Raw genomic sequence first — 21,613 nt, 5'->3', positions numbered from 1 at the left:
GTTGAAGGCCCATGATCTGATCACCAGTCCGGCCTATGTCGTGATCAAGGCCGCCGATCAGTTCCACACCAAGACTACCCGGCCGAACGAGATGTGGCAGACCGATTTTACCTACTTCAAGATCATCGGCTGGGGTTGGATGTACCTGTCGACCGTGCTCGACGACTTCTCTCGCTACATCATTGCATGGAAGCTGTGCACCAACATGCGGGCCGAGGATGTCACCGACACGCTGGACCTCGCGCTCAAGGCCTCGGGCTGCGACAGCGCCACGGTGCTGCACAAGCCCAGGCTGCTCAGCGATAACGGCCCCAGCTACATCGCCGGCGAACTGGCGGAATACATCGATGCGCAGAAGATGAGCCATGTACGCGGCGCTCCGATGCATCCCCAGACCCAGGGCAAAATCGAACGCTGGCACCAAACCCTGAAGAACCGCATCCTGCTGGAAAATTACTTCCTGCCCGGCGACCTTGAGTCCCAGATCCAAGCCTTCGTCGAGCACTACAACCACCAGCGTTACCACGAGAGCCTGAACAATGTGACGCCCGCCGACGCCTACTTCGGCAGGGCTCCGGCGATCATCCAACAGCGTGAAAGGATCAAGCGACAGACCATCGAACATCGGCGCTTGCAGCACCGCAAGCTCGCCGCGTAACATCAACCCCCAGACGAGGCCCGCACTCCGCTAATTTACGCCGCGAGTTGCGCCAAATGTTCTGACGACTGACAATTCTGGACGAGACCTTCAAGAGCAAATTCTTCTCGCAGGAACTCACCTTCAACGGCCATATCTCGTCGCTGAACACCGATTATGTGCTGGGTGCGTTCTTCGCCGACGAGCGGCTGAACATGAACCGCAAGCTCGATTGGGGCCGTCAGGCGCAGACCTACTGGAACACGCTGCTGGCCGCATCGGGCCTTCCGGCCGGCACCGCGCGTGCAGCGGCGGGCCTGATCGCGCTGGAGCGGATGCGCGGCACCTCCAAATCCTATGCCGGCTTCGCCCATGCCAACACCGAACTGGGCGGCGGCTTCAGCCTGCTGGCCGGCATCCGCTATTCGGTCGAGAAGAAGACCGGCAGCTTCGCCTATGATTATTACGATCCCGCGCCCAACGCGGTGATGAAGCTGCTGGGTATCTCCCCCGGGCCGGAATATTCCGACGAGCGCACCGACAAGGCGTTCAGCGGCACCTTCGGCGGCCAGTATCGCCCCAACGACGACATCATGCTCTATGCAACCTACAACCGCGGCTTCAAGGCGGGTGGCGTGAACATGGATTCGGCCGGTGCCGGCACCATCCGCAACAACCCGGTCTATTATCCGGGCGCGGTGCCGCTCGATCCGACTTACAAGCCGGAAACGGTCAACGCCTATGAAGTCGGCGCGAAAACGGAATATTGGGACGGCCGCGCCCGCACGAACGTCTCCTTCTTCTATTACGACATCAGCAACATCCAGGTTGCCCAGTTCGTCGGCCTGCGCTTCACCGTGCTGAACGGCAAGTCGGCCAAGGATTATGGTGTCGAGATCGAGAACACCTTCAAGCTCACCGACGCGCTGATCCTGAATCTGGACGGCACCTGGATTCCCGAAGCGAAAATCGGCAAGGACAGCGGCATCGATCCGGTGCTGTCGGACCAGCGCTTCCGTTTCGCACCGGTGTTCCAGGGCAACGCCACGGTCAGCCTCGACACGCCGCTTAACGACGACGTCAACCTCGTCGGCCGGGTGCAGTATCAATATAGCGGGCCGCAGTATGTCACCACCGCCTCCCTCGCGCGTCGTGATGCGGTCGGTGTGGTGAACGGCAACCTCGGCGTTCGCCTGAACTCGGGCGTTACCGCGGAAATCTGGGCGCAGAATCTCCTGAACGAGATCTACCCGTCGCAGTTGTTCGCAACACCGCTGCAATCGGGTGACCAGAACGCCTATCTGGCACCGCCGCGCACCTTCGGCCTGCGCTTCCGCGCCACATTCTAAGGCACGGCTTTCTCCCCGGCGGGCAGCGCCCGCCGGGGACGGCCCCGGCCCGGCCGGCAGCTGAAACCCTGACGCGCCCCCGAACGGGCGTTCCTCCCCCGGAACAGGATCGGCGGCGGCCGGGCCGGGCAGCCCGGCTCACAAGTCGGCCCCACCCGAAATAGGGCAAACTTCCTGTCCTTTTATTTTGCCCCCGCCCGGCTTTCGGGTCTATGGCTGCCTCCGCGAGTCCCGATCAGGACTCAGCTAAGGACAGGGCCATGGCATTCAAGCATATTCCGCACAGCAATCCCGTTCCCGCCGACAAGCGCGCCGAACTTCTGAAGAACCCCGGCTTCGGGCAGGCTTTCACCGATCATATGGTGACGATCCGCTACACCCATGGGCAGGGCTGGCATGATGCGGAGGTGAAGCCGCGTGCCCCCTTCCTGCTCGATCCGGCGGCCTCGGTGCTGCATTATGCGCAGGAAATCTTCGAAGGGCTGAAGGCCTATCGCGCCGAAAGCGGCGAAATCGCCCTGTTCCGGCCGGATGCGAATGCGGAACGCTTCAACGCCTCGGCCAACCGGCTCGCCATGCCGGAACTGCCGCCGGAGCTGTTCCTGCAAGCCGTGGAGGAACTGGTCCGCATCGACAAGGACTGGGTGCCGTCTGGCGAAGGCAGCCTCTATCTGCGCCCCTTCATGTTCGCGGACGAAGCCTTTCTGGGCGTGCGCCCGGCCAACAGCTATATTTTCTGCGTGATCGCCTGCCCGGTCGGCCCCTATTTCAAGGGCGGCGCAAAGCCGGTGAAGCTGTTCGTTTCGGAAAATTACACCCGCGCCGCGCCCGGCGGCACCGGGGCCGCCAAATGCGGCGGCAATTATGCCGCCAGCCTCGTGGCGCAGGCCGAAGCCATCGCGCAGGGCTGTGATCAGGTGATCTTCCTCGATGCGGCCGAGCATCGCTGGATCGAGGAACTGGGCGGCATGAACATCTTCTTCGTGTTCGACGACGGCACGATCGTCACCCCGCCGCTGGGCGGCACCATCCTTCCCGGCATCACCCGCAACAGCCTGATCGCGCTGGCCCGCGAACAGGGGCTAAGCGTGGTGGAACGCCCCTATTCGCTGGACGAATGGCGGGCGGACGCCGCCAGCGGACGGCTGACGGAAGCCTTCGCCTGCGGCACCGCAGCCGTGGTTGCCAGCATCGGCGAAGTGGTGGCCGCCTCAGGCAGCTTCTCGATTGCGGGCGCGGCTGCGGGCCAAGTGACGACGAAGCTGAAAACGCTGCTGACGGGCCTGCAACGCGGCGAGCCCGGCGATCCGGCGGGCTGGGTGCGCGCGGTTCCCGGCACGCTGGGCTGATCGCAGAGCCATGACACGCCCAGAGGTGATCGTCATAGGTCTGGGCGCTGTCGGCTCCGCCACCGCGTGGCAACTGGCCCGGCGCGGTGTGAAGGTGCTGGGGATCGACCGCTGGCACCCGCCGCACGCGATGGGCTCCACCCATGGCGAAACCCGCATCACCCGCACCGCCATCGGCGAAGGCGAGCAGTTCGTGCCGCTCGTCCGCCGCTCCGACGAAATCTGGGCGGAGCTGGAAGAGCGCAACGGCCCGCTGGGCCTGCGCTGCGGCGCGCTGATCATCGGCGCAGAGGGCGGCTCCACGGTGATGCACGGCCGCCCCGGCTTCGTCGCGGGCACGGTGGCCGCCGCGCAGGCGTTCGGCGTGCCGTACGAAGTGTTGACGGCGGCGGAATGCCGCCGCCGCTTCCCGGCCTTTCACCCGGCCGACAGCGATCTCGTCTATTATGAACCCGGCGCAGGCATGCTGTTCCCGGAACGCTGCGTCGTGGCCCAACTGGATGCCGCGCGCGAAGCGGGGGCCATGCTGCGCACGGGTGAACAAATGCTGCGCTATGAGAATATCTCCGGCGGCGTCCGCATCACGACCGACAAGGGCGTTTACGAAGCTGCCGAAGCCGTGCTGGCGGCCGGCGCATGGTCCCCCGGCTTCGCGCCCACCGCGCTCGCCCGCACCAGCGTCACCCGGCAATTGCTGCACTGGCTGCAACCGCAGCATCCGGCGCTGTTCGAAGCCGGGCGCTGCCCCGTTTATATCTGGGCGCATGGCCCCACATCCGACGACAGCTTCTACGGTTTCCCGCTGGTGCCCGGCGCGGAAGCCAATGGCGTGAAGATCGCCGACGAGCAGTTCCTGAACCCGATCGACGATCCCGATCATGTGAACCGCGACAGCAGCGACGCGGAAACCGACGCCCTCCACGCGGACCATCTGGACGGCCGCCTCTCCGGCCTTGGTCGCACCGCGCTCCGCCGCGCGACCTGCCTCTACACCAGCACGGCAGACGCCGGATTCATTCTGGATCGGCTGCCCGGCACAGACGCCATCACCCTCGTTTCCGCCTGCTCCGGCCATGGCTTCAAACATTCCGCCGCCGTCGGCGAGCAGGTGGCGCTGATGGTGCACGAGGGGCGGCGAACCCCGCCCGAAGGCTTCAGCCCGGCGGCGGCTTAACCAGCCCGCGCGCGCTGGCAAACGCCATGAACAGCTGCGGCCATGCCCCGGCCGGGCGGCCTGCCGCCAGCCCGAAGCCATGGCCGCCGGTTTCGAACAAATGCGTTTCCACCGCGATCCCGCGCGCCTTCAACGCTTCGCGCAGGCGCAGGCTGTTCCCCACCGGCACCGCGCCGTCATCCTCGGCATGCACAAGGAAATGCGGCGGCGCATCTGGCGGGACATTAGCGGAAGGGTCATGCGCCCGCGCCACCTCCGGCGGGGCCTCCGCGCCGATCAGCTTCTCGCGCGAACCGGCATGGGCCAGCGGCCCTTCCATCGCGATCACCGGATAGATGGGTGCAGCCAGCATCGGCCGCGCCGACAGCGTATCGACAATATCCACCGGCGGTTGCGCCACGGTGGCAAAGCGCGCGGCAAGGTCCGCCGCCAGATGCCCGCCCGCCGAAAAGCCCATCACCGCCAGCCGCGCCGGGTCCACCCCGAATTGGGCCGCCTTCGCCCGGATCAGCCGCATCGCCCGCTGCGCATCGATCAGCGAGGTGTCCGCTCCCGTCGTCCAGCCCTCGGCCGGAAGGCGATAGATCAGCACGAAGGCCGTCACCCCGCGCGCCGCCAGCCAATGCGCGACTTCATAACCCTCACGGTCGATCACCACCCGCCGATAGCCGCCGCCGGGGCAGATCAGCACGGCGGAGCCATCTGCCCGCGCGGGGCGCACCACGATCATGCGCGGCTCGGAAATGCCGAACAGGGCGCGATCCAGAACGCCGGGTGCCTTGCCGCGTTCCACCAGTTCTTCAACCGGCACGGTCGCACCCTTGCCGGGCACGCCGCCCGTCCACAGCGGGAAGGTGTCGGACGCTGCGCTGAACGCGGCGGCGGGTGTGGCGGCGGAGGCCAGAACTGCCCCCATCAGGCCGCGGCGGCTCAACATGCGGCGGCCCGTTCATTCAGCCAGCGCTCGATATCCGCCCCCGGCGCAACGGGTCTGCCCGCCGCCAGTTCCGGCCAGCCGCCTGCCTGCTGCTGGCTGTCGATCAGCCGCCCGCGCCCGGCCCCCACATCGGCCACCAGCGCCAGGTCGACGGCATCGCGCGGGCAGGAAGCCCCCGCTTTCGCCAAAATCCGCTCGGCGGCGCGGGCGGGCGGATCAGGCTGAACAGCCCCGGCGGAAACCGGGGCCTCCAGCCGGATGCCGGGCCGGTCCGCGCCTTCCACAAGGCTCCACGGATCCCCGGGCACCACGCCCGCCATGCTGTTGCCGGAAAACCAGCTGCGCGCCGCCGGATTCTCCTCGCGGAAGGCCAGCCGCCCCTTGCTGTCCGGGCCGGGCGAATAGGCGTTGTCGATGAAGCTGTAGCGCGCAAGGCTGCCCGCATCGCTGTTATAGCCAGCGGCCTTGCCGCCCCAGTTGTGGAACAGATTGGATCGGAATTCCATCACCGGCCCCTCCACATCCTCGGCGGGCGGCAGGTAATTGCCCGGCCGCGGCATCCGCGCCTGATGGTTCGCCCACAGATTGTGGTGGAAGCTGTAATGCGCGCCCCGGCTGCCCCGCACAAGGCTGCCATAGCCATGCTCGCCCTTGGCATGCACGGAGCGGCGCAGCGAATCCGCGATGACAGACCATTGCACCGTCACGTCGCGCGGGCCTTCGCCATCGCGTTCGCCCGAAACCGAGAGCGTCTCATCGGTGGACCAGCTCGCCGTCACATGATCCAGAATGATGCGCGCGCCACCCGCGATCCAGATCGCGTCGCCCTCTCCGCCCATATCGCCGCGCCGCACCCGGATATAGCGCACCACCACATCGTCGGCGCGGATCACCAATCCATGATCGGCCAGCGTCACCCCGCCGCCGGGCGCGGACTGGCCCGCGATGGTGAGGCGCGGCTCCCGCACCACCAGATCGGATGTCAGCCGGATGGTGCCCGCCACCTCGAACAGGATGATGCGCGCGCCCTTCGTCTCAATCGCGGCGCGCAGGCTGCCGGGGCCGCTATCTGCCAGATTGGTCACCCGCAGCACCGCGCCACCCCGCCCTCCGGCGGCGAAGCGCCCTGCCCCCTCCGCGCCCGGGAAGGCAAGCGGCGGGGTGGCGGCAGCCGCAACGCCCGGAAGGACGAGGAGAAGCGCTGCCGCCAGTGCCCGGCGCATGTGCGGGATCAGTAACGGAAGCGCGCGCCGAACATCAGTTGTCGGCCGGTGTGGTGATAGACGACCGGGCTGTTGCGATCCCGCCCGATGAACTGGCTGTTGAACTCGTCCGTCAGGTTGGTGCCCTCGAAGGTGATTTCCAGCTGCTCGGTGATGTTGTAGCCGATCTTGAAGTCCACGTTCAGCGTGTTGTTCTTGCCTTCCACGTCATTGTTGTTCTGCCCCGGCACGCGGGTGAGGAAGGACTGGCGGTAGTTAGCCGACACGCGGGCGTCGAACTTCTTCCCGTCATAATAGAAGGTGCCGCTCCAGCTTTCCGGCGACAGTCCGATCAGATCCTCGGTGATGATCGCGCTGTTGGTGGGCGAGGTGACATAATCGATCTTCGAATAGACGCGCGTGTAAGCGAACAACGTGCCGAAGTTCGACCATTTGCCGGGCAGGAAGGTGAAGGGCTGCTGCCAGTTGATCTCGAACCCCTTCAGCGGCCCGCCTTCGGTGTTGATCGGCGTCGTCACCTGGAAGATTTCATCCCCGGTGAAGTTGGAGGGCAGCAGCGACATCGGCAGCCCCGTCTGGTTGAAGGGCACATTGGTGCGCAGGCTCTGCACGTAAGTGCCGATGTCCTTGTAGAACAGGCCCAGCCCGATCATCCCGCCCTTCTCGAAATAATATTCGAAGCTGGCGTCGAACGTCGTCGCCCGGAACGGCTGCAGATAAGGATTGCCCGACGTGATCGTAAGGTTGCCGGTGGTGTTGATGGACCCGCCCGGAGACAGGTTTCCAAGGCTGGGCCGCGCCATCACATTGGCTGCCGCCAGCCGCACATAGAAGTTGGGCTGCACCGCCAGAGACAGGTTCGCAGACGGCAGCCAGTCCTCATAGGACTGCTTCACCGTCACTTCGGTGCCGCCGCCCGTCGCCTGATAGCCGGTAGAGGTCTGATCCGTCTTCACATAGCGCATGCCGACATTGCCGCGCAGCGGCATACCGAACAGCTCCTTCTGGAAATCCATCTGGAAGTAGAAGCTGGTATCTTCCTCTTGCACGGACCGGTTGTTGCCCCGCGCATTGCCGTTGGTGATGCTGGAAAGCGTGTAATCCCCCGGCCCGCCCGCCGCGCCGGATTTCAGGCAGTTGCAATAGATGTCATAGGCGGTGGCCAGCGCCTTCAGATCCGGGATCAGCCAGCTTGTCGGCGTGTTCGGCCCCAGATCCATGTTGCGGCCGAAGCCCGTCAGCAGCTTCGTCACATCTGCCAGCGTGGTGCCGGCCGGCAGCGCCGTGATCGTGTCGGACTGGTTGACGCGGCGATACTCCCATGTGTCGAAGCCATATTTCTTATAGGCCCCGCCGATCTTCAGGCTGAACTCCTCGGGTGCGAGATCCCATTTCAGATCCATCCGCACGGTGTCGAAGGTGTTGGACGCGCCCTGCGGCCGGATACGGATTTCCGAGCCGGTGATCTGCCCGGACGGGCTGGTGATCAGCCCCAGGCCGGAGCCGTTGTTGGCCGTCACATCGAACGGATAGCTGATGTCCGGCAGCCGGTCATTCTCGCTGAAGTCGATGGAATAGCCGTTCACATTGGCCACATCCAGCGTCGTCGTCGTCTGCACCGGGTTGCGGAACCGGGACGAGGATTTGCCGCCCAGCACGGCAAGCTCCAGCCGATCCGTCAGTTTTTGCTCCCAAAGGATGGTTCCTTGCAGGAACTTCGTGCGCAGTTCGTCGAACCGCGATTCAGAGCGGATATCCACCCCGTTGTAGCGGCCATACACCAGCCCGCCATTCGCATCATATTCGGTTGCCAGCACGCTCGTCTGCGATTTGCCGCCCTGCGCCAGCGTGCGGCTGAAGCTGATCGCCTGCAGGAAGTCCTCCTGCCGGGTGGATTTCAGATCGGCATAGAGGATGTCGGCGGTGATCTTGGTGCCGTCGGTCGGCTCGAACTGGATGGCGCCCGTCAGGCCGATGCGCTGCTGATCGTGCGTCAGGCGGCCATAGCGCGGAAGGCGCGGGTGGAAGTTGCTGGCGCTGCTCGCCGCCTGATAGGCCGCGACATTTCCCGGCGTGTTCGGCAGCCGGGGCGTGCCGGTTGCCGCCGCGCCGCAGGTTGCGCCCGTTGCGGGCACGATGGGCGTCACCCCCGTGGGCGAACAGAAGCCGCCGGACGACGCGCCATTGTCATAGCGGACGGTGCTGAAGCCTTCTTCGAACAGCTTGCGCTTGGAATAAGCGCCGGACACCAGCACCCCCAGCTTGCCGTCCATGAACGTCTTGGAAAGCAGCACCGAGGCGCGCGGCGTGAGATCCTTCGACAGATCGTTCCACACCATGTTGCCGCCAACCGCAAAGGCGAAATCATCATAATCGAACGGCCGCGCCGTCTGCAGATCCACCGTGGCGCCCAGCGAGCCTTCCTCCACATCGGCCGACGCGCTTTTGCGCACGGTGATGGAGCTGAACAGTTCGGATGCGAACACGTTGAAATCGAACCCGCGCGAGCGGTTGGCCCCGCCAGAACTGTCGGTGCCGCCGGTGGTCGCCAGCGCTTCGATTCCGTTCAGGCGGACGCGGGTGAATTCCGGCCCCAGCCCGCGCACGGAAATCTGCCGCCCTTCGCCCGCGTCGCGATCGATGGTGACGCCGGGAATCCGCTGCAGCGATTCCGCGAGGTTGGTATCGGGGAAGGCGGCGATATCCTCGGCCTTGATCACGTCGACGATGGAGGTTTCCGCGCGCTTCACGCTGAGCGCCGCATCCAGCGAGGCGCGGAAACCGGTGACGACGATATCCTCGGCCGGGGTCGCGCCCGCCGGATCGGCGTCCGCAGACGGGGCTGCCTGCGCCCGGGCCGCACCGGCGGACAGCGCCAATGCCATGGCCGTTGCCGAGACAGCGACGGAACGCCACGCTGGCGCGGAAAAACGACGGTTCATGCTCCACTCTCCCCTAAACATCCCAGCCCGATTTTTTGACATGACACCGGTAGCATTGACGGACAGAGCTGTGCGCAGAGCGGATTCCGGGCCGCGATTCACGGCCTCTTTTTCGGATGAATTCCCGGCCTCCCGCCGCGAATCCCCCTCCTCCCTCGGCGCTGCATAGTCTGCAGTCGTTGTTCGTTTGTCATGCCGGTTGTCTTGAAGTAACCGGTGTCATAAGACATTGAGGCAGCTTAAAGCCGGTGTCAAGCCGAGCAAAAGCCGATAACGGCGCCGTGGGAGGACAAAGATGCGATCCGTGACATTTCTGCTGGGGCTGCTGATTGCGGCTGGCACAGTGCCCGCAACGGCCGCGCCGCAAGCGCCCGCCTTCCCCGGCGCGGTCGGCCCGGCGGCGGAAACGGCGGGCGGGCGCGGCGGCCGAATCCTGCGCGTCACCACGCTTGCTGCAGACGGCCCCGGCAGCCTGAAAGCCGCCATCGACGCGAAGGGCCCGCGCATCATCGTGTTCGAAGTGGGCGGGGTGATCGACATGGGCTTCCAGCCCATCGACATCAAGCAACCGAACCTCACCATCGCCGGGCAGACCGCGCCCTCGCCGGGCATCACCCTGATCCGCACCGGGATCGACATCAAGACGAACGATGTGATCATCCGCCACATCCGCATCCGCTCCGGCGCGGACGGGCAAGGGCCGGAAAGCGGGTGGGAGGCCGATTCCATCTCCACCGTGGGTGCGCGCAACGTGATCGTCGATCATTGCACCCTGACATGGGCGGTGGACGAGAATCTGTCCGCCTCCGGCCCGCGCTTCAAGGGCAGCACGCCGGAAGAATGGCGGCAGGGCACCAGCAACCGCATCACCTTCAGCTACAATCTGCTGGCCGAGGGCCTCGCCCATTCCAGCCACCCCAAGGGCGAGCATTCGAAGGGCAGCCTGATCCACGACAATGCCACCGGCATCGTCATCTGGCGCAACATTTATGCCCATAATGTGGAACGCAACCCGCTGCTGAAGGGCGGCGCGAAGGCGGCGGTGGTGAACAACCTGATCTACGATCCGGGCCGCCGCGCCATCCACTATAATCTGATGGCGCTGGAATGGGCGGGCCACCCCTATCAGACGGGCGAACTCTCCGCTGTCGGCAATGTGCTGCGCGGCGGCCCCTCCACCGCGCCCGGCCTGCCCTTCCTGATGCTGGGCGGCGACGGTGACCTTCTGTATCACGCCACAGACAATCTCGCGGTGGACTGGACAGGCGCGCCACTGCCGATGTTCGGCCGCTATGGCGAGACGCGGGCGAAGCTGATCGAATCGAAAACGCCGGTCAGCTGGCCCGCAGGCCTGCCGGTGCTGGCTGCAAGAGACGTGGAAACGCATCTGCTCGCCAACGCCGGCGCGCGGCCGTGGGACCGCGACGCGAACGACATTCGCGTGTTGTTCTTCATCGCGGAAGGGCGCGGCGAAATCATCGACAGCGAACGGCAGGTCGGCGGCTTCCCCAAGATGGCGGAAACCCGCGCGCCGTTCGTGGAGGCGGACTGGAACCTTGAGACGATGGAGCCGAAATCCGGCCTCTATCCGGGGCAGAAGGGGCCGATTCAGGAAAGCCTGTCCGCGCGCGACCGGGAGATGCGCTGACCGTTACCAACCCGCCGCCTTCAGCCGCACCCGCGCCAACAGCTTCCAGCTTGTGAGGAACAGGGTGCGGCCATCCTCTCCGAAGGCGCAATTGGCGATGGGGAACCCGGTGGAAATCCGCCCCAGCAGCTTGCCGTCGGGCGTCAGCACATTCACCCCGCCCGGCCCGGTCGCATAAACCCGGCCCTCCCGGTCTGTCGTCAGCCCGTCCGGCAGGCCGGGCTGCTTCGCCTTCGCTTCATCGGCGAAGCTGCGGAACAGCCGCGGCGCGCCCTGCGGCATCCCATCCGCGCCCAGCACATAGGCCAGAATCTCCGGCCGCGCCTCGTCCGACAAGGCCAAATACAGCGTGAGCCCATCGGGCGAGAGCGCGACCCCGTTGGGCCGGTGCAGGCTGCGGTCCAGCAGGCTCAACACACCATCCGGCCCCAGCCGGAACAGCCCGTTAAACTCCAGTTCCTTCAGCGGGGATTTGTCGCCATCGGCCAGCCCATAGGGCGGATCGGTGAAATAGATCGCACCGTCCTTCGCCACCACCAGATCATTGGGGCTGTTGAAGCGCTTCCCCTGCCAGTGGCTCGCCAGCACGGTCCGCGCGCCGCTTTGCAGATCCAGCCGTTGCAAATTGCGGTTGCCGCTGTCCGCCAGCAACAGCCGCCCGTCCCCGTCGATCGCCAGCCCATTGGCCCCGCCTTCGCGGATGCCGTCCGGCACCGGGCGCGCATGGCCGGACGGATCGAGGAAGCGTTCCGGCGGCCTCCCCTCGCGCCAGCGCCAGACGATGTTGCCCGGCACATCGGAAAACAGCAGATAGCCGCCCTGCCGCACCCACACCGGGCCTTCCGCCCAGCCATAGCCGCTGCCCAGCACCTGAATGGGCGAATCCGCGGCGACCACATCGTCCAGCGCCGGGTCCAGCCGGGCGATTCCACCGATGTGGCTGCCGATGCTTTCGGCCCGCGCCGCCAGCGGCATGGCGGCGAACCCCGCCAGCAGCGCGCGCCGCCCCAACCTCATGTCAGTTGCACCGTGCGGCCTTCGCGCGCGCTCTGGTAGATCGCTTCCACCAGCCGCATGTCGCGCAACCCCTCCTGCCCGGAGGCGATGGGTTCGCGCCCTTGCGCAACAGACAAGGCCAGTTCGTCCAGCTGCCCCACCCACTGGTTCGGATGACCTGCGGGCAGCAGCACCTCTTGCGTTTTCCAATCCTTGTTCAACCACATCCGATGCCCGTCATAGCCGGTCGCCGGTTCCATCCCCAGCCAGCCCTTCGTGCCCGTCACCCGCCAGTTGTTGTGGCCGGAGGAGTAGCTGGACACGCAATTGGCAATCGCGCCGGAAGGGAAGCGCAGCAGGAAGTCGATCCGGTCCTCAACCTCGCGGAAGCGCGGATCGTGGCGGTCGGTCGACTCCATCGCCGTCACCGCCACCGGCTCCTCGCCCGCGAGATAACGCGCGGCCTGCAGGCTGTAGATGCCGATATCCATCAGCGATCCGCCCCCGGCCATCGCCTTTTCCAGCCGCCACTGGTTGGGGCTTGCGTTGAACCCGGTCTGCGCCGTGATCAGCCGCACTGGGCCGAGCACGCCCTGCTTCACCACGTCGATGCCGTGCCGATTATATTGCTCGAACTGCGAGCGATAGCCGATCATCAGCTTGCGCCCGGCCTTGTGCGCAGCGGCGATCATCGCCTCTGCCTCGGCGCTGCTGACAGACATCGGCTTTTCGCACATCACATGCTTGCCCGCCTGAGAGGCGCGGATCGAATATTCGGCATGCATATTGTTGGGCAGCACCACGTAAACAGCGTCGATATCCGGGTTGTTCCGGATGCTGTCATAGGTGGCGTAGGAATAGCGATGGCTGCGTGGGATGCCATAGAGCGCCCCATATTTTTCCAGCTTGGCGGGCGTTCCACTGACCAGCGCCGTCAGTTTCGAATGGGCGCTATTGGCGAACTGCGGCATGATCTGGTTCACCGCATAGCTGCCCAGCCCCACCACGGCATAGCGCATGGGCTTCACAGGCTGCGCCATCGCCCGGCCGCCCGCCAGCGCCAGCACAGAGGCCCCGCCGATTCCCGCCAGCAACGTGCGCCGGTCCGTTCCGTCCATCATCAGCCTCCCAGCCGCGAATTCCTGATTGATAGCGCTATCATATCAAAATTGAAAAGTCATATCCGGACCGAAATAACTCTCAGCTTCCGGGCTGAATATGGGGCACGCGGGCGAACAACTCGCGCTCGAACGCGCGCGGGTTCGGCTGCAAGCAGGTGGGCACATCGAAGATCATCGTCGCCCGTTCCGGAAGGCGATAGGCGGGCCAGCCCGGATCGCCGGAGCGCGCAAAGCGCAGCAGCGCCCCCATCATCGCCTCCCGAACCGGGGCGTCGGCCGGGTCCGTCGTCGTGCCGAAAACCAGCGGGATGTCGTCCATATGCGCGGCCTCGCGCCAATCCAGTTGATAGACGAAGGCGGACGCCCCCGCCCTCGCCCGCTCCTCCGCTTCGATCAACTGCCCGCGCCAGCTTCGCGCGGCGCTCGTCGCGCGGATGAACAGCGCATCCGGCGTGATCGCCGGTTCGTGCGCGCGGAACTGCGCCACCACCCAGTCCGGGTCGACATCCACCCGCAGTTCCGGCCCCAGCCGTGTAGGCAGATTGCCCCAGTCCAGCCCGGCGCGTTTCGGGTGGCCGGGCGGAAAGAAGGCCCGCGTTTCCGCAACCGTGTTGCCCAGCACCAGCGGGATCGACAGCCCGGTCGGATCGGCATCGGGAAAGAAGGGGTGGCGCGGCAGATGGCGCATATCCAGCACCGGCCCGAAATAGAGCGGGCCGCCCATCACCGGGTCATCCGTGTCCAGCGCTGCCACCAGCCGCTCAACCGGCAGCGTGGCCGGATCGCCGCCCAGCTTCACCAGAAAGGCCGCCGCCCGCCGCGCGGCATTCTGCGGTCCCTGCGCGGTGATCTGCTGCCCGCTCATTGTCCAGCCGCGCCGGAACAGACCGCGCGCGGCGGGCATGGACATCAGCGTGATGATCTTCGCCCCACCGCCGGATTGGCCGAACAGCGTGACATTGGCCGGATCGCCGCCAAACGCCGCGATGTTCGTCCGCACCCAGCGCAGCGCAAGGATCAGATCCAGCTGCCCCGCGTTCGCCGCATCGGGGAAGCCCGGTAACCGCAGATAGCCCAGCGCGTTTAGCCGATGGTTCACCGTCACCACCACGCAGCCGCGGGCCGCCAGCACCGCGCCTTCCACACGCGGTTCGGCCACCGTGCCGCTGGAGTAGGCCCCGCCATGGAAATAGACCAACACCGGCCGCCGCCCGGCATCGGTGGCCGGAGTCCAGATGTTCAGGAACAGGCAGTCTTCCGATTGCGGCGTGATCGCCCCGCGCTGCGGAGCCGATGGCGCAAAGCGATCCGCCGCCTGCACCTCGCGTGAAGGCGGCTCCGCTGCAGGGGCCTGAAACCGCGCCGCCCGGCCATAGCGGATGCCGCGAAACGCCCGCACGCCCTGCTCCACTGAGCCGCGAAAGCGCCCGGCCGGGGCCTCCACCACGGCGGGCGCGGCCCTCAGCGCAACCGGTGCCGCCGCGATCCCCGCCAGCAGGGCGCGGCGCGAAAGATCAGCGACGCACGTCGCGCGCACCGGCCCGGAACGCCTCGATGTCGGCCACGCCGAACAGGCTGGCGTCGCCCGGCAGGCTGTGCTTCAGCGCCGTCAGCGCCAGCCCCCATTCGACGGCCTCCGCCTCACCCAGCCCGCGATCCAGCGCCGCCAGCACCCCGGCTGCGAAGGCATCGCCCGCGCCGATCCGGTCGACGATGCCGGAGACCAGCACCTCCTCCGTCTGGTGGCCGCCGTCCCGCGTGTCGATCCGGGCGGAAATGCCGTGCCGGTCTGCATCCAGCACATGCCGCGCGGTGGAGGCCATCAGCCGCAGCTTCGGAAAGGCCGCGAACGCCAGTTCCGCTGCGGCCCGCCGCCGCGCCGCGCCATCGCCGGGCACCGGCTGGCCCAGCAGCAGGCCAATATCCTGATGGTTGCCGAACAGGATGTCGGCCTTCGCCACCAGTTGCGTCAGGATGGATTTCGGGTCGCTCTCCCACGCTTCCCACAGTCGGGCGCGGTAATTGCCGTCGAAGCTGATCGCCACGCCCGCCGCTTCGGCTGCCGCTGCTGCCTCCAGCGCCAGCGCCGCGCTGCCCGGACCCAGTGCCGGGGTGATGCCGGAAAGGTGGAGGCGTGACGCGCCCTGCAACAGCGCGCGCCAATCGAACGCGCCCGGCCCCAGCCGCGCAAAGCTGCTGTCGGCCCGATCATACAGGATGTCGGATGCACGCACCCCCGCGCCCGGCGTCAGCACATACAGCCCCATGCGCCCCGGCGCTTCGATCACCCCGCGCGCATCCACGCCTGCGGCGGCCAGATGCGCCCGCGCCCGCTGCCCGAAGGCGTTCCCCGGCACGACGGAGACCATCGCCGTTTCCGCCCCCAACATTGCCATGCCGACAGCCACATTCGCCTCCGCCCCGCCCACATGCACGTCCAGCGCAGGCGTGGTGGCCAGTAACTGTTTGCCCGTGGCCGACAGGCGAACCAGCAATTCGCCCAGAAAGACGGTGCGGCTCATCGCGCCAGCCAGCCGCCATCCACTGCCAATATATGCCCCTGCACATAATCGGCGGCGGATGAGGCAAGGAACACCGCCGCCCCGCCCAGATCGGCGGGATCGCCCCAGCGCCCGGCCGGGATGCGGCCCAGAATCTCTGCGTTGCGCCCCGTATCCGCGCGCAGCGCCGCCGTGTTGGCGGTGGCGATATAGCCGGGTGCGATGGCGTTCACATTGATCCCATGCTTCGCCCATTCATTGGCGAGAATCTTTGTCAGCCCACCCACGCCGGATTTGCTGGCGGTGTAGCTGGGTACGCGGATGCCGCCCTGAAAGGTGAGCATGGAGGCGATGTTGATGATCTTGCCGCCGCTGTTCTCCACCATGTGCCGTGCCGCCGCCTGCGCGAGGAAAAACACCGATTTCAGATTGGTGTCCATCACCGCGTCCCAGTCGGCCTCGGTGAAGTTCAGGCTGTCTTCGCGGCGGATGATCCCGGCGTTGTTCACCAGAATATCCAGCCCACCCAGCCCTGCGACCACCTCGTCCACAACCCGGCCCACCGGCTCGATGCTGGAAAGGTCCGCCTGCACGAACAACGCCCGCCGCCCCAGCGCCTCAACGGCGGCCACGGTTTCATCTGCGGGGGACCGCCCCACCGCCGCGACATCGGCCCCGGCCGCCGCCAGCGCCAGCGCCAGCCCCTGCCCGATTCCGGCGTTCGCGCCCGTCACCACGGCCACCTTTCCGTGCAGATCGAATGGGTTCGCCACGGCCATCACTTCAGCTGGCAGATGTCGAGGACGTTCATGTCGGTATAGTCCAGATTCTCGCCCCCCATCGCCCAGATGAAGGCATAGGACCGCGTGCCGGAGCCCATGTGGATGGACCATGGCGGCGAAATCACCGCTTCCTCATTGCCCACAAGGATATGCCGCATCCCGTCCGGCTCGCCCATATAATGGAACACCCGATCATCCCCCTCCAGATCGAAGTAGAGATAAATTTCGCTGCGCCTGTCGTGAAGATGCGGCGGCATGGTGTTCCACACGCTGCCGGGTTGCAGCACGGTCAGCCCCATCAGCAACTGGCAGCTGTCGCACACGCCGGGGATCACCAGCTGATAAATGGTGCGGTGGTTCGAACTCTCCAGCCCGCCGCGCTCCAGCGGGTTGGCTTCGGCCATGGTGATGCGGGTGGCGGGCAGAATCTTGTGGGCTGGCAGGCTCGCCAGATAGAAGCGCGCGCCCTCGCCTCCGAACTGCACGTCCAGCGATCCCATCGGCACATACAGCGCTTCCTTGTTGCCCAGTTCGAACCGGGCGCCGTCCACCGTCACCGCGCCCGCCGAGCCGATGTTCACCACGCCCAGCTCGCGCCGCTCAAGGAAAGGTTTGCCTTCTGCGCTTTTCGGCACCTGCTGCAAGGGAAGTTTCAGCACCCCGCCAGCCGGGACCGCGCCGCCGATCACGAACCGCTCATTATGGCTGTAATTCAGCTTCACTTCGCCGGGCACGAACATGCCGGAGACCAGATAGCGATCGCGCAATTGCTGGTTGGCGGCCCCCTCCATCATATCGGGATGGGTGGCCTGATAGACCTTGTCGAACATCAATCTCTCCCCTCGGGTTTGGCCAATGGTAACCGGTGTCAGATTCCGGTTCAAGCACTATCCCGCCACGCTGAACCCCGCTATCTGTGCCGCCATGATCGCAACATGCCAATGCGGGCAATTGAAAGCCCATCTCCCCGGCCCGGCAGAGGCGATCGTCGCCTGCCACTGCCTCGCCTGCCAACGCCGCAGCGGCTCGCCGTTCGGCGTGATCGCATACTACCCGCAAGCGCAGGTTCAGCTTTCGGGTGAGGCCAGCCTCTTTGTCCGCCTGGCCGACAGCGGCACGCCGTTCGAAACCGGCTTCTGCCCCATTTGCGGCACCACCGTGCATGTGCGCACCGGCCGCCATCCGGAGAGTATCGGCATCCCCATCGGCACCTTCGCAGACCCGGCCTATCCGGCCCCGGTCCGCTCCGTCTGGGAAGAAACAAAACATGGCTGGGTGGTGATTCCCGGCGACATCCAGCACTTCCCGCGCGGCCGGAATTAACCTCTAGGCGGCGCGACCGACGCGCGACGGATCAGCGTGGAGAGGAACATCGAAGGCTCCTCCACCGCGTCGCCATCCAGCCCGCCCACCAGCTTCAGCGCGGCGGAGCGTGCCATGGAGGAAACCGGCCAGCGCACCGTCGTCAGCGGCGGCCAGATATGCGCGGCGAGCGTGGTGTCGTCGAAGCCCAGAATGGAAAGATCGCCGGGCACGTCCAACCCGCGTTGCCGCGCCACATGCAGCACGCCCGCCGCCATTTCGTCGTTCGAGCAGAAGATCGCAGTGGGCCGGGGCAGCAGGTCCAGCAGCCGCACGCCCGCCTGAAAGCCGCTGTCGAAGGTGTAATTGCCGTCTGCCACAAGGCTTTTGGGATGCGGAATTCCGGCGGCTTCCAGCGCGTCCTCGAACCCGGCCCGCCGCTCCATCGCGGATCGGAAGCCATGCGGCCCCTGCACCAGCCCGATGTGGCGATGCCCCATTTCGATCAGGTAGGTGACGGCCTCTTTCACCGCCTCCCGATCGTTGGAGGCGACCATATGATCCGGGTCGTCCAGCTGCGCGGAGCCCATGCGGACATAGCGGCAGCCGATGGAATCGCACAGCTCCGCCAGCGCGTCATTTTCGGAAATCGGCGGCAGCAGCACCACCCCGAACAGCCGCTGCCGTTCCAGAAAGGCGCGCACATCCTCCAGCATGGTGGGCGATCCGCGATCCACCGGGCGCACCACCAGCTCGAATTCGGTGCCGCGCAGCACTTCCAATATGCCGCGCTGCACCCGCAGCACCGTCTGCGCGTTGGGATTGTCGTGCACCACGCCGATCAGGAAATTGCGCCGCAAGGCCAGCGCGCGCGCCTGCGGATTGGGCACATAGCCCAGCCGCGCGATCACCGCCTCCACCTTGGCTCGGGTTTCCTCGTTCAGCAGCGGCGAGCGGTTGATGACGCGGCTGACCGTCTTCTTTGAGACCCCCGCCTCGCGGGCCACATCATTGATCGTCGGCTGGCGGCTTTTCTTCATGTTCAACAGGATAGACCGGCCCGCGCGCCTGCGCCAGAGCGCCGGTTACGGCTCCACCGTCAGCCGCAGGCCCAGCCGCGCCACCTCGCCCATCGGCAGCGGCACCGGCTCCCGCCCCGGCCAGACGCAATTCTGCATCGAAGCTTCGCGCCGCAGGATCCAGCGCGTGATTGCCCGGCCGTTCACCGAACAGGCCATGCGCACCGCGCGCGCAGGGGCCGCCGTTCCGGCATCCCATGTCATGCGCAGTTCCGGCCCGGCCTCCACCGGCCCAGCCTCCGGGCTGATCACCCGCCCGCCGCTTTCGAAGCGCAGCCGATCCGATTGCACCAGCCGCAGCGAGATCCCGCCATAGCCCTTGTCATCCGGGCTGCCGCCCAGCGAAAGCCCCGGCACCATCGGCGTCAGGCCCAAGTCAAGTATCAGCATGTCGCCCACCACTCGCGCCGAAAGCCGCTCCTCCAGCACGTCACGCCCGCCCACGCGCCAGCGCCCGGCGGCTTCCAGCCGGGTGCCGTCGCGGCTGCGGGTGACGCCCATGTTGCGGAACTTCATCCCCGTCATCAGCCAGCCGTTGGCCACGGGTTTTCCGTCGATCAATATCTGCCGCCAGCCCCAGAACAGCCCGCGCTGGTGCAGATGGTCGGCCGGGAACAGCTCTGTCAGCACCCCGGCGGGCGTGGAGATCGGGTGAAAGAAATGCCCCGGCGGATTCGCTCCGGCCGCTTCCAGCGCCTCCATCTTTCCGGCCTCCGGCACGAAGGTTGCCGTCAGGCCGGTGGGCAAGCCAAGGGTAACGGGCGGCGGCGTGGCCCCGGCCGCGCCCGCCGCCAGCATCAGGCTAAAGAAGGCTGGGCAGCGCAAGCGACAGCTGGGGAATGAACGTCACCGCCAGCAGCACGATCATGCAGGCCGCATAAAAGGGCCAGATCGTCTTCATCGCCGTTTCCACAGGCACGCGCGCAATCCCCGTTCCCACAAACAACACCGATCCCACCGGCGGCGTGATCAACCCTATACCGCACGTCAGGATCATGATCACGCCGAAATGCACCGGATCGATGCCATAGGCCTTCACCACCGGCAGGAAGATCGGCGTGCCGATGATCAGCAGCGGTGCCATATCCATGAAGGTGCCCAGCAGCAGCAGGATCAGGATGATCAGCAGCAGCACGAGCACCGGCTGATCCGTCACGCCCTGCAGCAGATCGACCATGGCAGAGGGGATTTCCAGCAGCGCCATCAGCCAGCCGAACGCCCCGGCCGCGCCGATCACGAACAGCACGCGAGAGGCCGTTCCCGCCGCCCCGGTGGCCGCCTTCACGAACGAGGCCCAGCCCAGCTGGCGATAGACGAGGCCGGTGATCAGCGTGGCATAGACAACGGCGATGGAAGCCGATTCCACCGCCGTGAAAATCCCGGCGCGGATGCCGACGAAGATGATCATGACCAGCATCAGCCCCGGAATCGCCGCGACGCCCGTGCGCGCCACCGCCCGCCAGCCGGGAAAGGGCAGCGAAGGGTATCCCCGCTTGCGCGCGATCAGCCATGTGGTGATCATCAGCGTGATGGCCAGCAGCCCGGCTGGAATCAGCCCGGCGGCGAACAGATCGGTGATGGAAATCCGCCCGCCCGCCGCCGCCGAGTAGAGGATCATATTGTGCGATGGCGGCACCAGCAGCGCAACGAGCGCGGCGGTGATGGTGACGTTCACGGCGAAATCCGCGCCATAGCCCTTCTTCACCATCTGCGGGATCATCGTGCCGCCCACGGCAGACACATCGGCGATGGCCGATCCGGAAACCCCGCCGAACAGGGTGGAGCCGACCACGGCCACCTGCCCCAGCCCGCCCTTCACATGGCCCACCAGCGCCGTCGCCAGCGCGATCATCCGATCAGAAAGCCCTCCCCGCAGCATCAGTTCGCCAGTGAAGATGAACAGCGGAATCGCCAGCAGCGCCACGCTACCCACATCCGATCCCATCTTCAGGAACATCGCAATCAGCGGCAGCCCCAGCACCAGCGCCGTGGCGATGCACGACACCAGCAGAGCGAACGCCACCGGCACGCCCAGCAGCAGCGCGGCGGCGAACACAAGGAACAGGGTCCACACGGCCATCATTCGCCCTCCACCGGCTTCGGCCCGCCGCCGGCGATCCGTTCAAGCGCAAATACAAGGATCAGCAGCCCACCCAGCGCCAGCCCCAGGAAACGCAGGCCCGAAGGCAGGCCCGCGCCCGCCATCGGCACCTCCCAATCGTCCAGCATCAGCCGGGTGCCGTAGATCGCCATCAGCAACCCGCACAGCGCCGCGATCACCCGCGCCAGCAACAGCAGCCCGGCGCGCCGCGCGGGCGATCCGCCCTCCGCAATCATGCCGAAGCGGAAATGCGTTTCGTGCCGTACCGCGACGGAAGCGCCCAGCATCACCGTCAATCCCATCAGGATCAGCGCCACCGGCTCTGTCCAGCCGGGAGAGGCGTTCAGCACGTAACGGCCGAACACCTGCCACGCCTGCAACAGGGCAATCGACACCAGCGTGATCGCGGCCCCGGCAAGGCTTGCGGCTTCCAGTCTATCCAGCGCGCGGCTGAAGGACGGACGTTGCATGG

At 66.3% G+C, this 21,613-nt stretch carries 19 protein-coding genes; 6 read left to right on the top strand and 13 right to left on the bottom strand.

Going from position 1 to position 21,613, the window contains the following annotated elements; genetic code table 11:
• From FJQ54_RS11500 to solA, 4 genes are all read left to right on the top strand, one after another.
• Positions 1-658 (top strand): DDE-type integrase/transposase/recombinase (locus tag FJQ54_RS11500; protein WP_140928545.1); only part of this gene is annotated, 658 nt, incomplete at its 5' end.
• 158 nt (positions 659-816) lie between these two features.
• Complete coding sequence (locus tag FJQ54_RS11495; RefSeq protein ID WP_140928544.1) at positions 817-1,986, top strand: TonB-dependent receptor; 1,170 nt, start codon at positions 817-819, stop codon at positions 1,984-1,986.
• Between the two features lie 260 nt (positions 1,987-2,246).
• Positions 2,247-3,335: a branched-chain amino acid aminotransferase gene (locus FJQ54_RS11490; protein ID WP_140928543.1), complete on the top strand. Its 1,089-nt coding sequence runs from the start codon at positions 2,247-2,249 to the stop codon at positions 3,333-3,335.
• A gap of 10 nt (positions 3,336-3,345) precedes the next feature.
• On the top strand, positions 3,346-4,509 hold the full coding sequence (gene solA, locus FJQ54_RS11485; RefSeq protein ID WP_140928542.1) for an N-methyl-L-tryptophan oxidase: 1,164 nt from the start codon (positions 3,346-3,348) through the stop codon (positions 4,507-4,509).
• Here solA and FJQ54_RS11480 read toward each other — a convergent pair.
• Genes FJQ54_RS11480 through FJQ54_RS11470 form a run of 3 tightly spaced genes read right to left on the bottom strand, consistent with a single transcriptional unit; the run spans position 4,490 to position 9,611 of the window.
• Positions 4,490-5,425, bottom strand: coding sequence for an alpha/beta hydrolase (locus tag FJQ54_RS11480; protein ID WP_235890418.1), 936 nt, complete (start codon positions 5,423-5,425; stop codon positions 4,490-4,492). The two genes, solA and FJQ54_RS11480, sit on opposite strands and share 20 nt — an antisense overlap.
• Before the next feature lie 14 nt (positions 5,426-5,439).
• Positions 5,440-6,669 carry a pectate lyase gene (locus tag FJQ54_RS11475; RefSeq protein WP_140928540.1) on the bottom strand — a complete coding sequence of 410 codons (1,230 nt, stop codon included), beginning with the start codon at positions 6,667-6,669 and terminating at the stop codon, positions 5,440-5,442.
• A gap of 8 nt (positions 6,670-6,677) precedes the next feature.
• A complete protein-coding gene (locus tag FJQ54_RS11470; protein ID WP_181160116.1) occupies positions 6,678-9,611 on the bottom strand; it encodes a TonB-dependent receptor in 2,934 nt (977 codons plus the stop codon).
• 295 nt (positions 9,612-9,906) lie between these two features.
• Between FJQ54_RS11470 and FJQ54_RS11465 the strand changes: the two genes are divergently transcribed.
• On the top strand, positions 9,907-11,259 hold the full coding sequence (locus FJQ54_RS11465) for a pectate lyase family protein (RefSeq protein ID WP_140928538.1): 1,353 nt from the start codon (positions 9,907-9,909) through the stop codon (positions 11,257-11,259).
• Between the two features lie 3 nt (positions 11,260-11,262).
• Here the strand turns inward: FJQ54_RS11465 and FJQ54_RS11460 are convergent, their stop codons facing one another.
• From FJQ54_RS11460 to kduI, 6 genes are all read right to left on the bottom strand, one after another.
• Positions 11,263-12,276, bottom strand: coding sequence for an SMP-30/gluconolactonase/LRE family protein (locus FJQ54_RS11460; RefSeq protein WP_140928537.1), 1,014 nt, complete (start codon positions 12,274-12,276; stop codon positions 11,263-11,265).
• Positions 12,273-13,373 (bottom strand): Gfo/Idh/MocA family protein, encoded by a 1,101-nt coding sequence (locus FJQ54_RS11455; protein WP_140928565.1) that lies wholly within the window; start codon positions 13,371-13,373, stop codon positions 12,273-12,275. Before FJQ54_RS11455 ends, FJQ54_RS11460 begins: the two co-directional genes overlap by 4 nt.
• An 82-nt stretch (positions 13,374-13,455) precedes the next feature.
• Positions 13,456-14,913 carry a carboxylesterase/lipase family protein gene (locus FJQ54_RS11450; protein WP_140928536.1) on the bottom strand — a complete coding sequence of 486 codons (1,458 nt, stop codon included), beginning with the start codon at positions 14,911-14,913 and terminating at the stop codon, positions 13,456-13,458.
• Positions 14,891-15,898, bottom strand: coding sequence for a sugar kinase (locus FJQ54_RS11445; RefSeq protein WP_140928535.1), 1,008 nt, complete (start codon positions 15,896-15,898; stop codon positions 14,891-14,893). Before FJQ54_RS11445 ends, FJQ54_RS11450 begins: the two co-directional genes overlap by 23 nt.
• A complete protein-coding gene (gene kduD / locus FJQ54_RS11440; protein ID WP_140928534.1) occupies positions 15,895-16,650 on the bottom strand; it encodes a 2-dehydro-3-deoxy-D-gluconate 5-dehydrogenase KduD in 756 nt (251 codons plus the stop codon). Before kduD ends, FJQ54_RS11445 begins: the two co-directional genes overlap by 4 nt.
• A 5-nt stretch (positions 16,651-16,655) precedes the next feature.
• Entirely contained in the window at positions 16,656-17,489 is an 834-nt protein-coding gene (kduI, locus tag FJQ54_RS11435; RefSeq protein ID WP_140928533.1) for a 5-dehydro-4-deoxy-D-glucuronate isomerase, read from the bottom strand.
• Between the two features lie 25 nt (positions 17,490-17,514).
• Here kduI and FJQ54_RS11430 point away from each other — a divergent pair, with 25 nt between their 5' ends.
• Positions 17,515-17,982: a GFA family protein gene (locus FJQ54_RS11430; protein ID WP_456238791.1), complete on the top strand. Its 468-nt coding sequence runs from the start codon at positions 17,515-17,517 to the stop codon at positions 17,980-17,982.
• Here the strand turns inward: FJQ54_RS11430 and FJQ54_RS11425 are convergent.
• Genes FJQ54_RS11425 through FJQ54_RS11410 form a run of 4 tightly spaced genes read right to left on the bottom strand, consistent with a single transcriptional unit; the run spans position 17,979 to position 21,611 of the window.
• Complete coding sequence (locus FJQ54_RS11425) at positions 17,979-19,001, bottom strand: LacI family DNA-binding transcriptional regulator (protein ID WP_140928531.1); 1,023 nt, start codon at positions 18,999-19,001, stop codon at positions 17,979-17,981. The two genes, FJQ54_RS11430 and FJQ54_RS11425, sit on opposite strands and share 4 nt — an antisense overlap.
• Before the next feature lie 45 nt (positions 19,002-19,046).
• Positions 19,047-19,838, bottom strand: a complete 792-nt coding sequence (locus FJQ54_RS11420) for a DUF6807 family protein (RefSeq protein ID WP_140928530.1) — start codon at positions 19,836-19,838, stop codon at positions 19,047-19,049.
• Between the two features lie 4 nt (positions 19,839-19,842).
• A complete protein-coding gene (locus FJQ54_RS11415; protein WP_235890417.1) occupies positions 19,843-21,123 on the bottom strand; it encodes a TRAP transporter large permease in 1,281 nt (426 codons plus the stop codon).
• Positions 21,120-21,611, bottom strand: coding sequence for a TRAP transporter small permease (locus FJQ54_RS11410; protein ID WP_140928529.1), 492 nt, complete (start codon positions 21,609-21,611; stop codon positions 21,120-21,122). The genes FJQ54_RS11415 and FJQ54_RS11410 overlap by 4 nt, the downstream gene beginning before the upstream one ends.
• Positions 21,612-21,613: the final 2 nt, after the last annotated feature.

The organism is Sandaracinobacter neustonicus, from assembly GCF_006385875.1.
GTDB lineage: Bacteria > Pseudomonadota > Alphaproteobacteria > Sphingomonadales > Sphingomonadaceae > Sandaracinobacteroides > Sandaracinobacteroides neustonicus.
The sequence above is the reverse complement of the archived record's forward strand: the minus strand, read 5'-3'. Positions and strand labels throughout refer to the sequence as shown.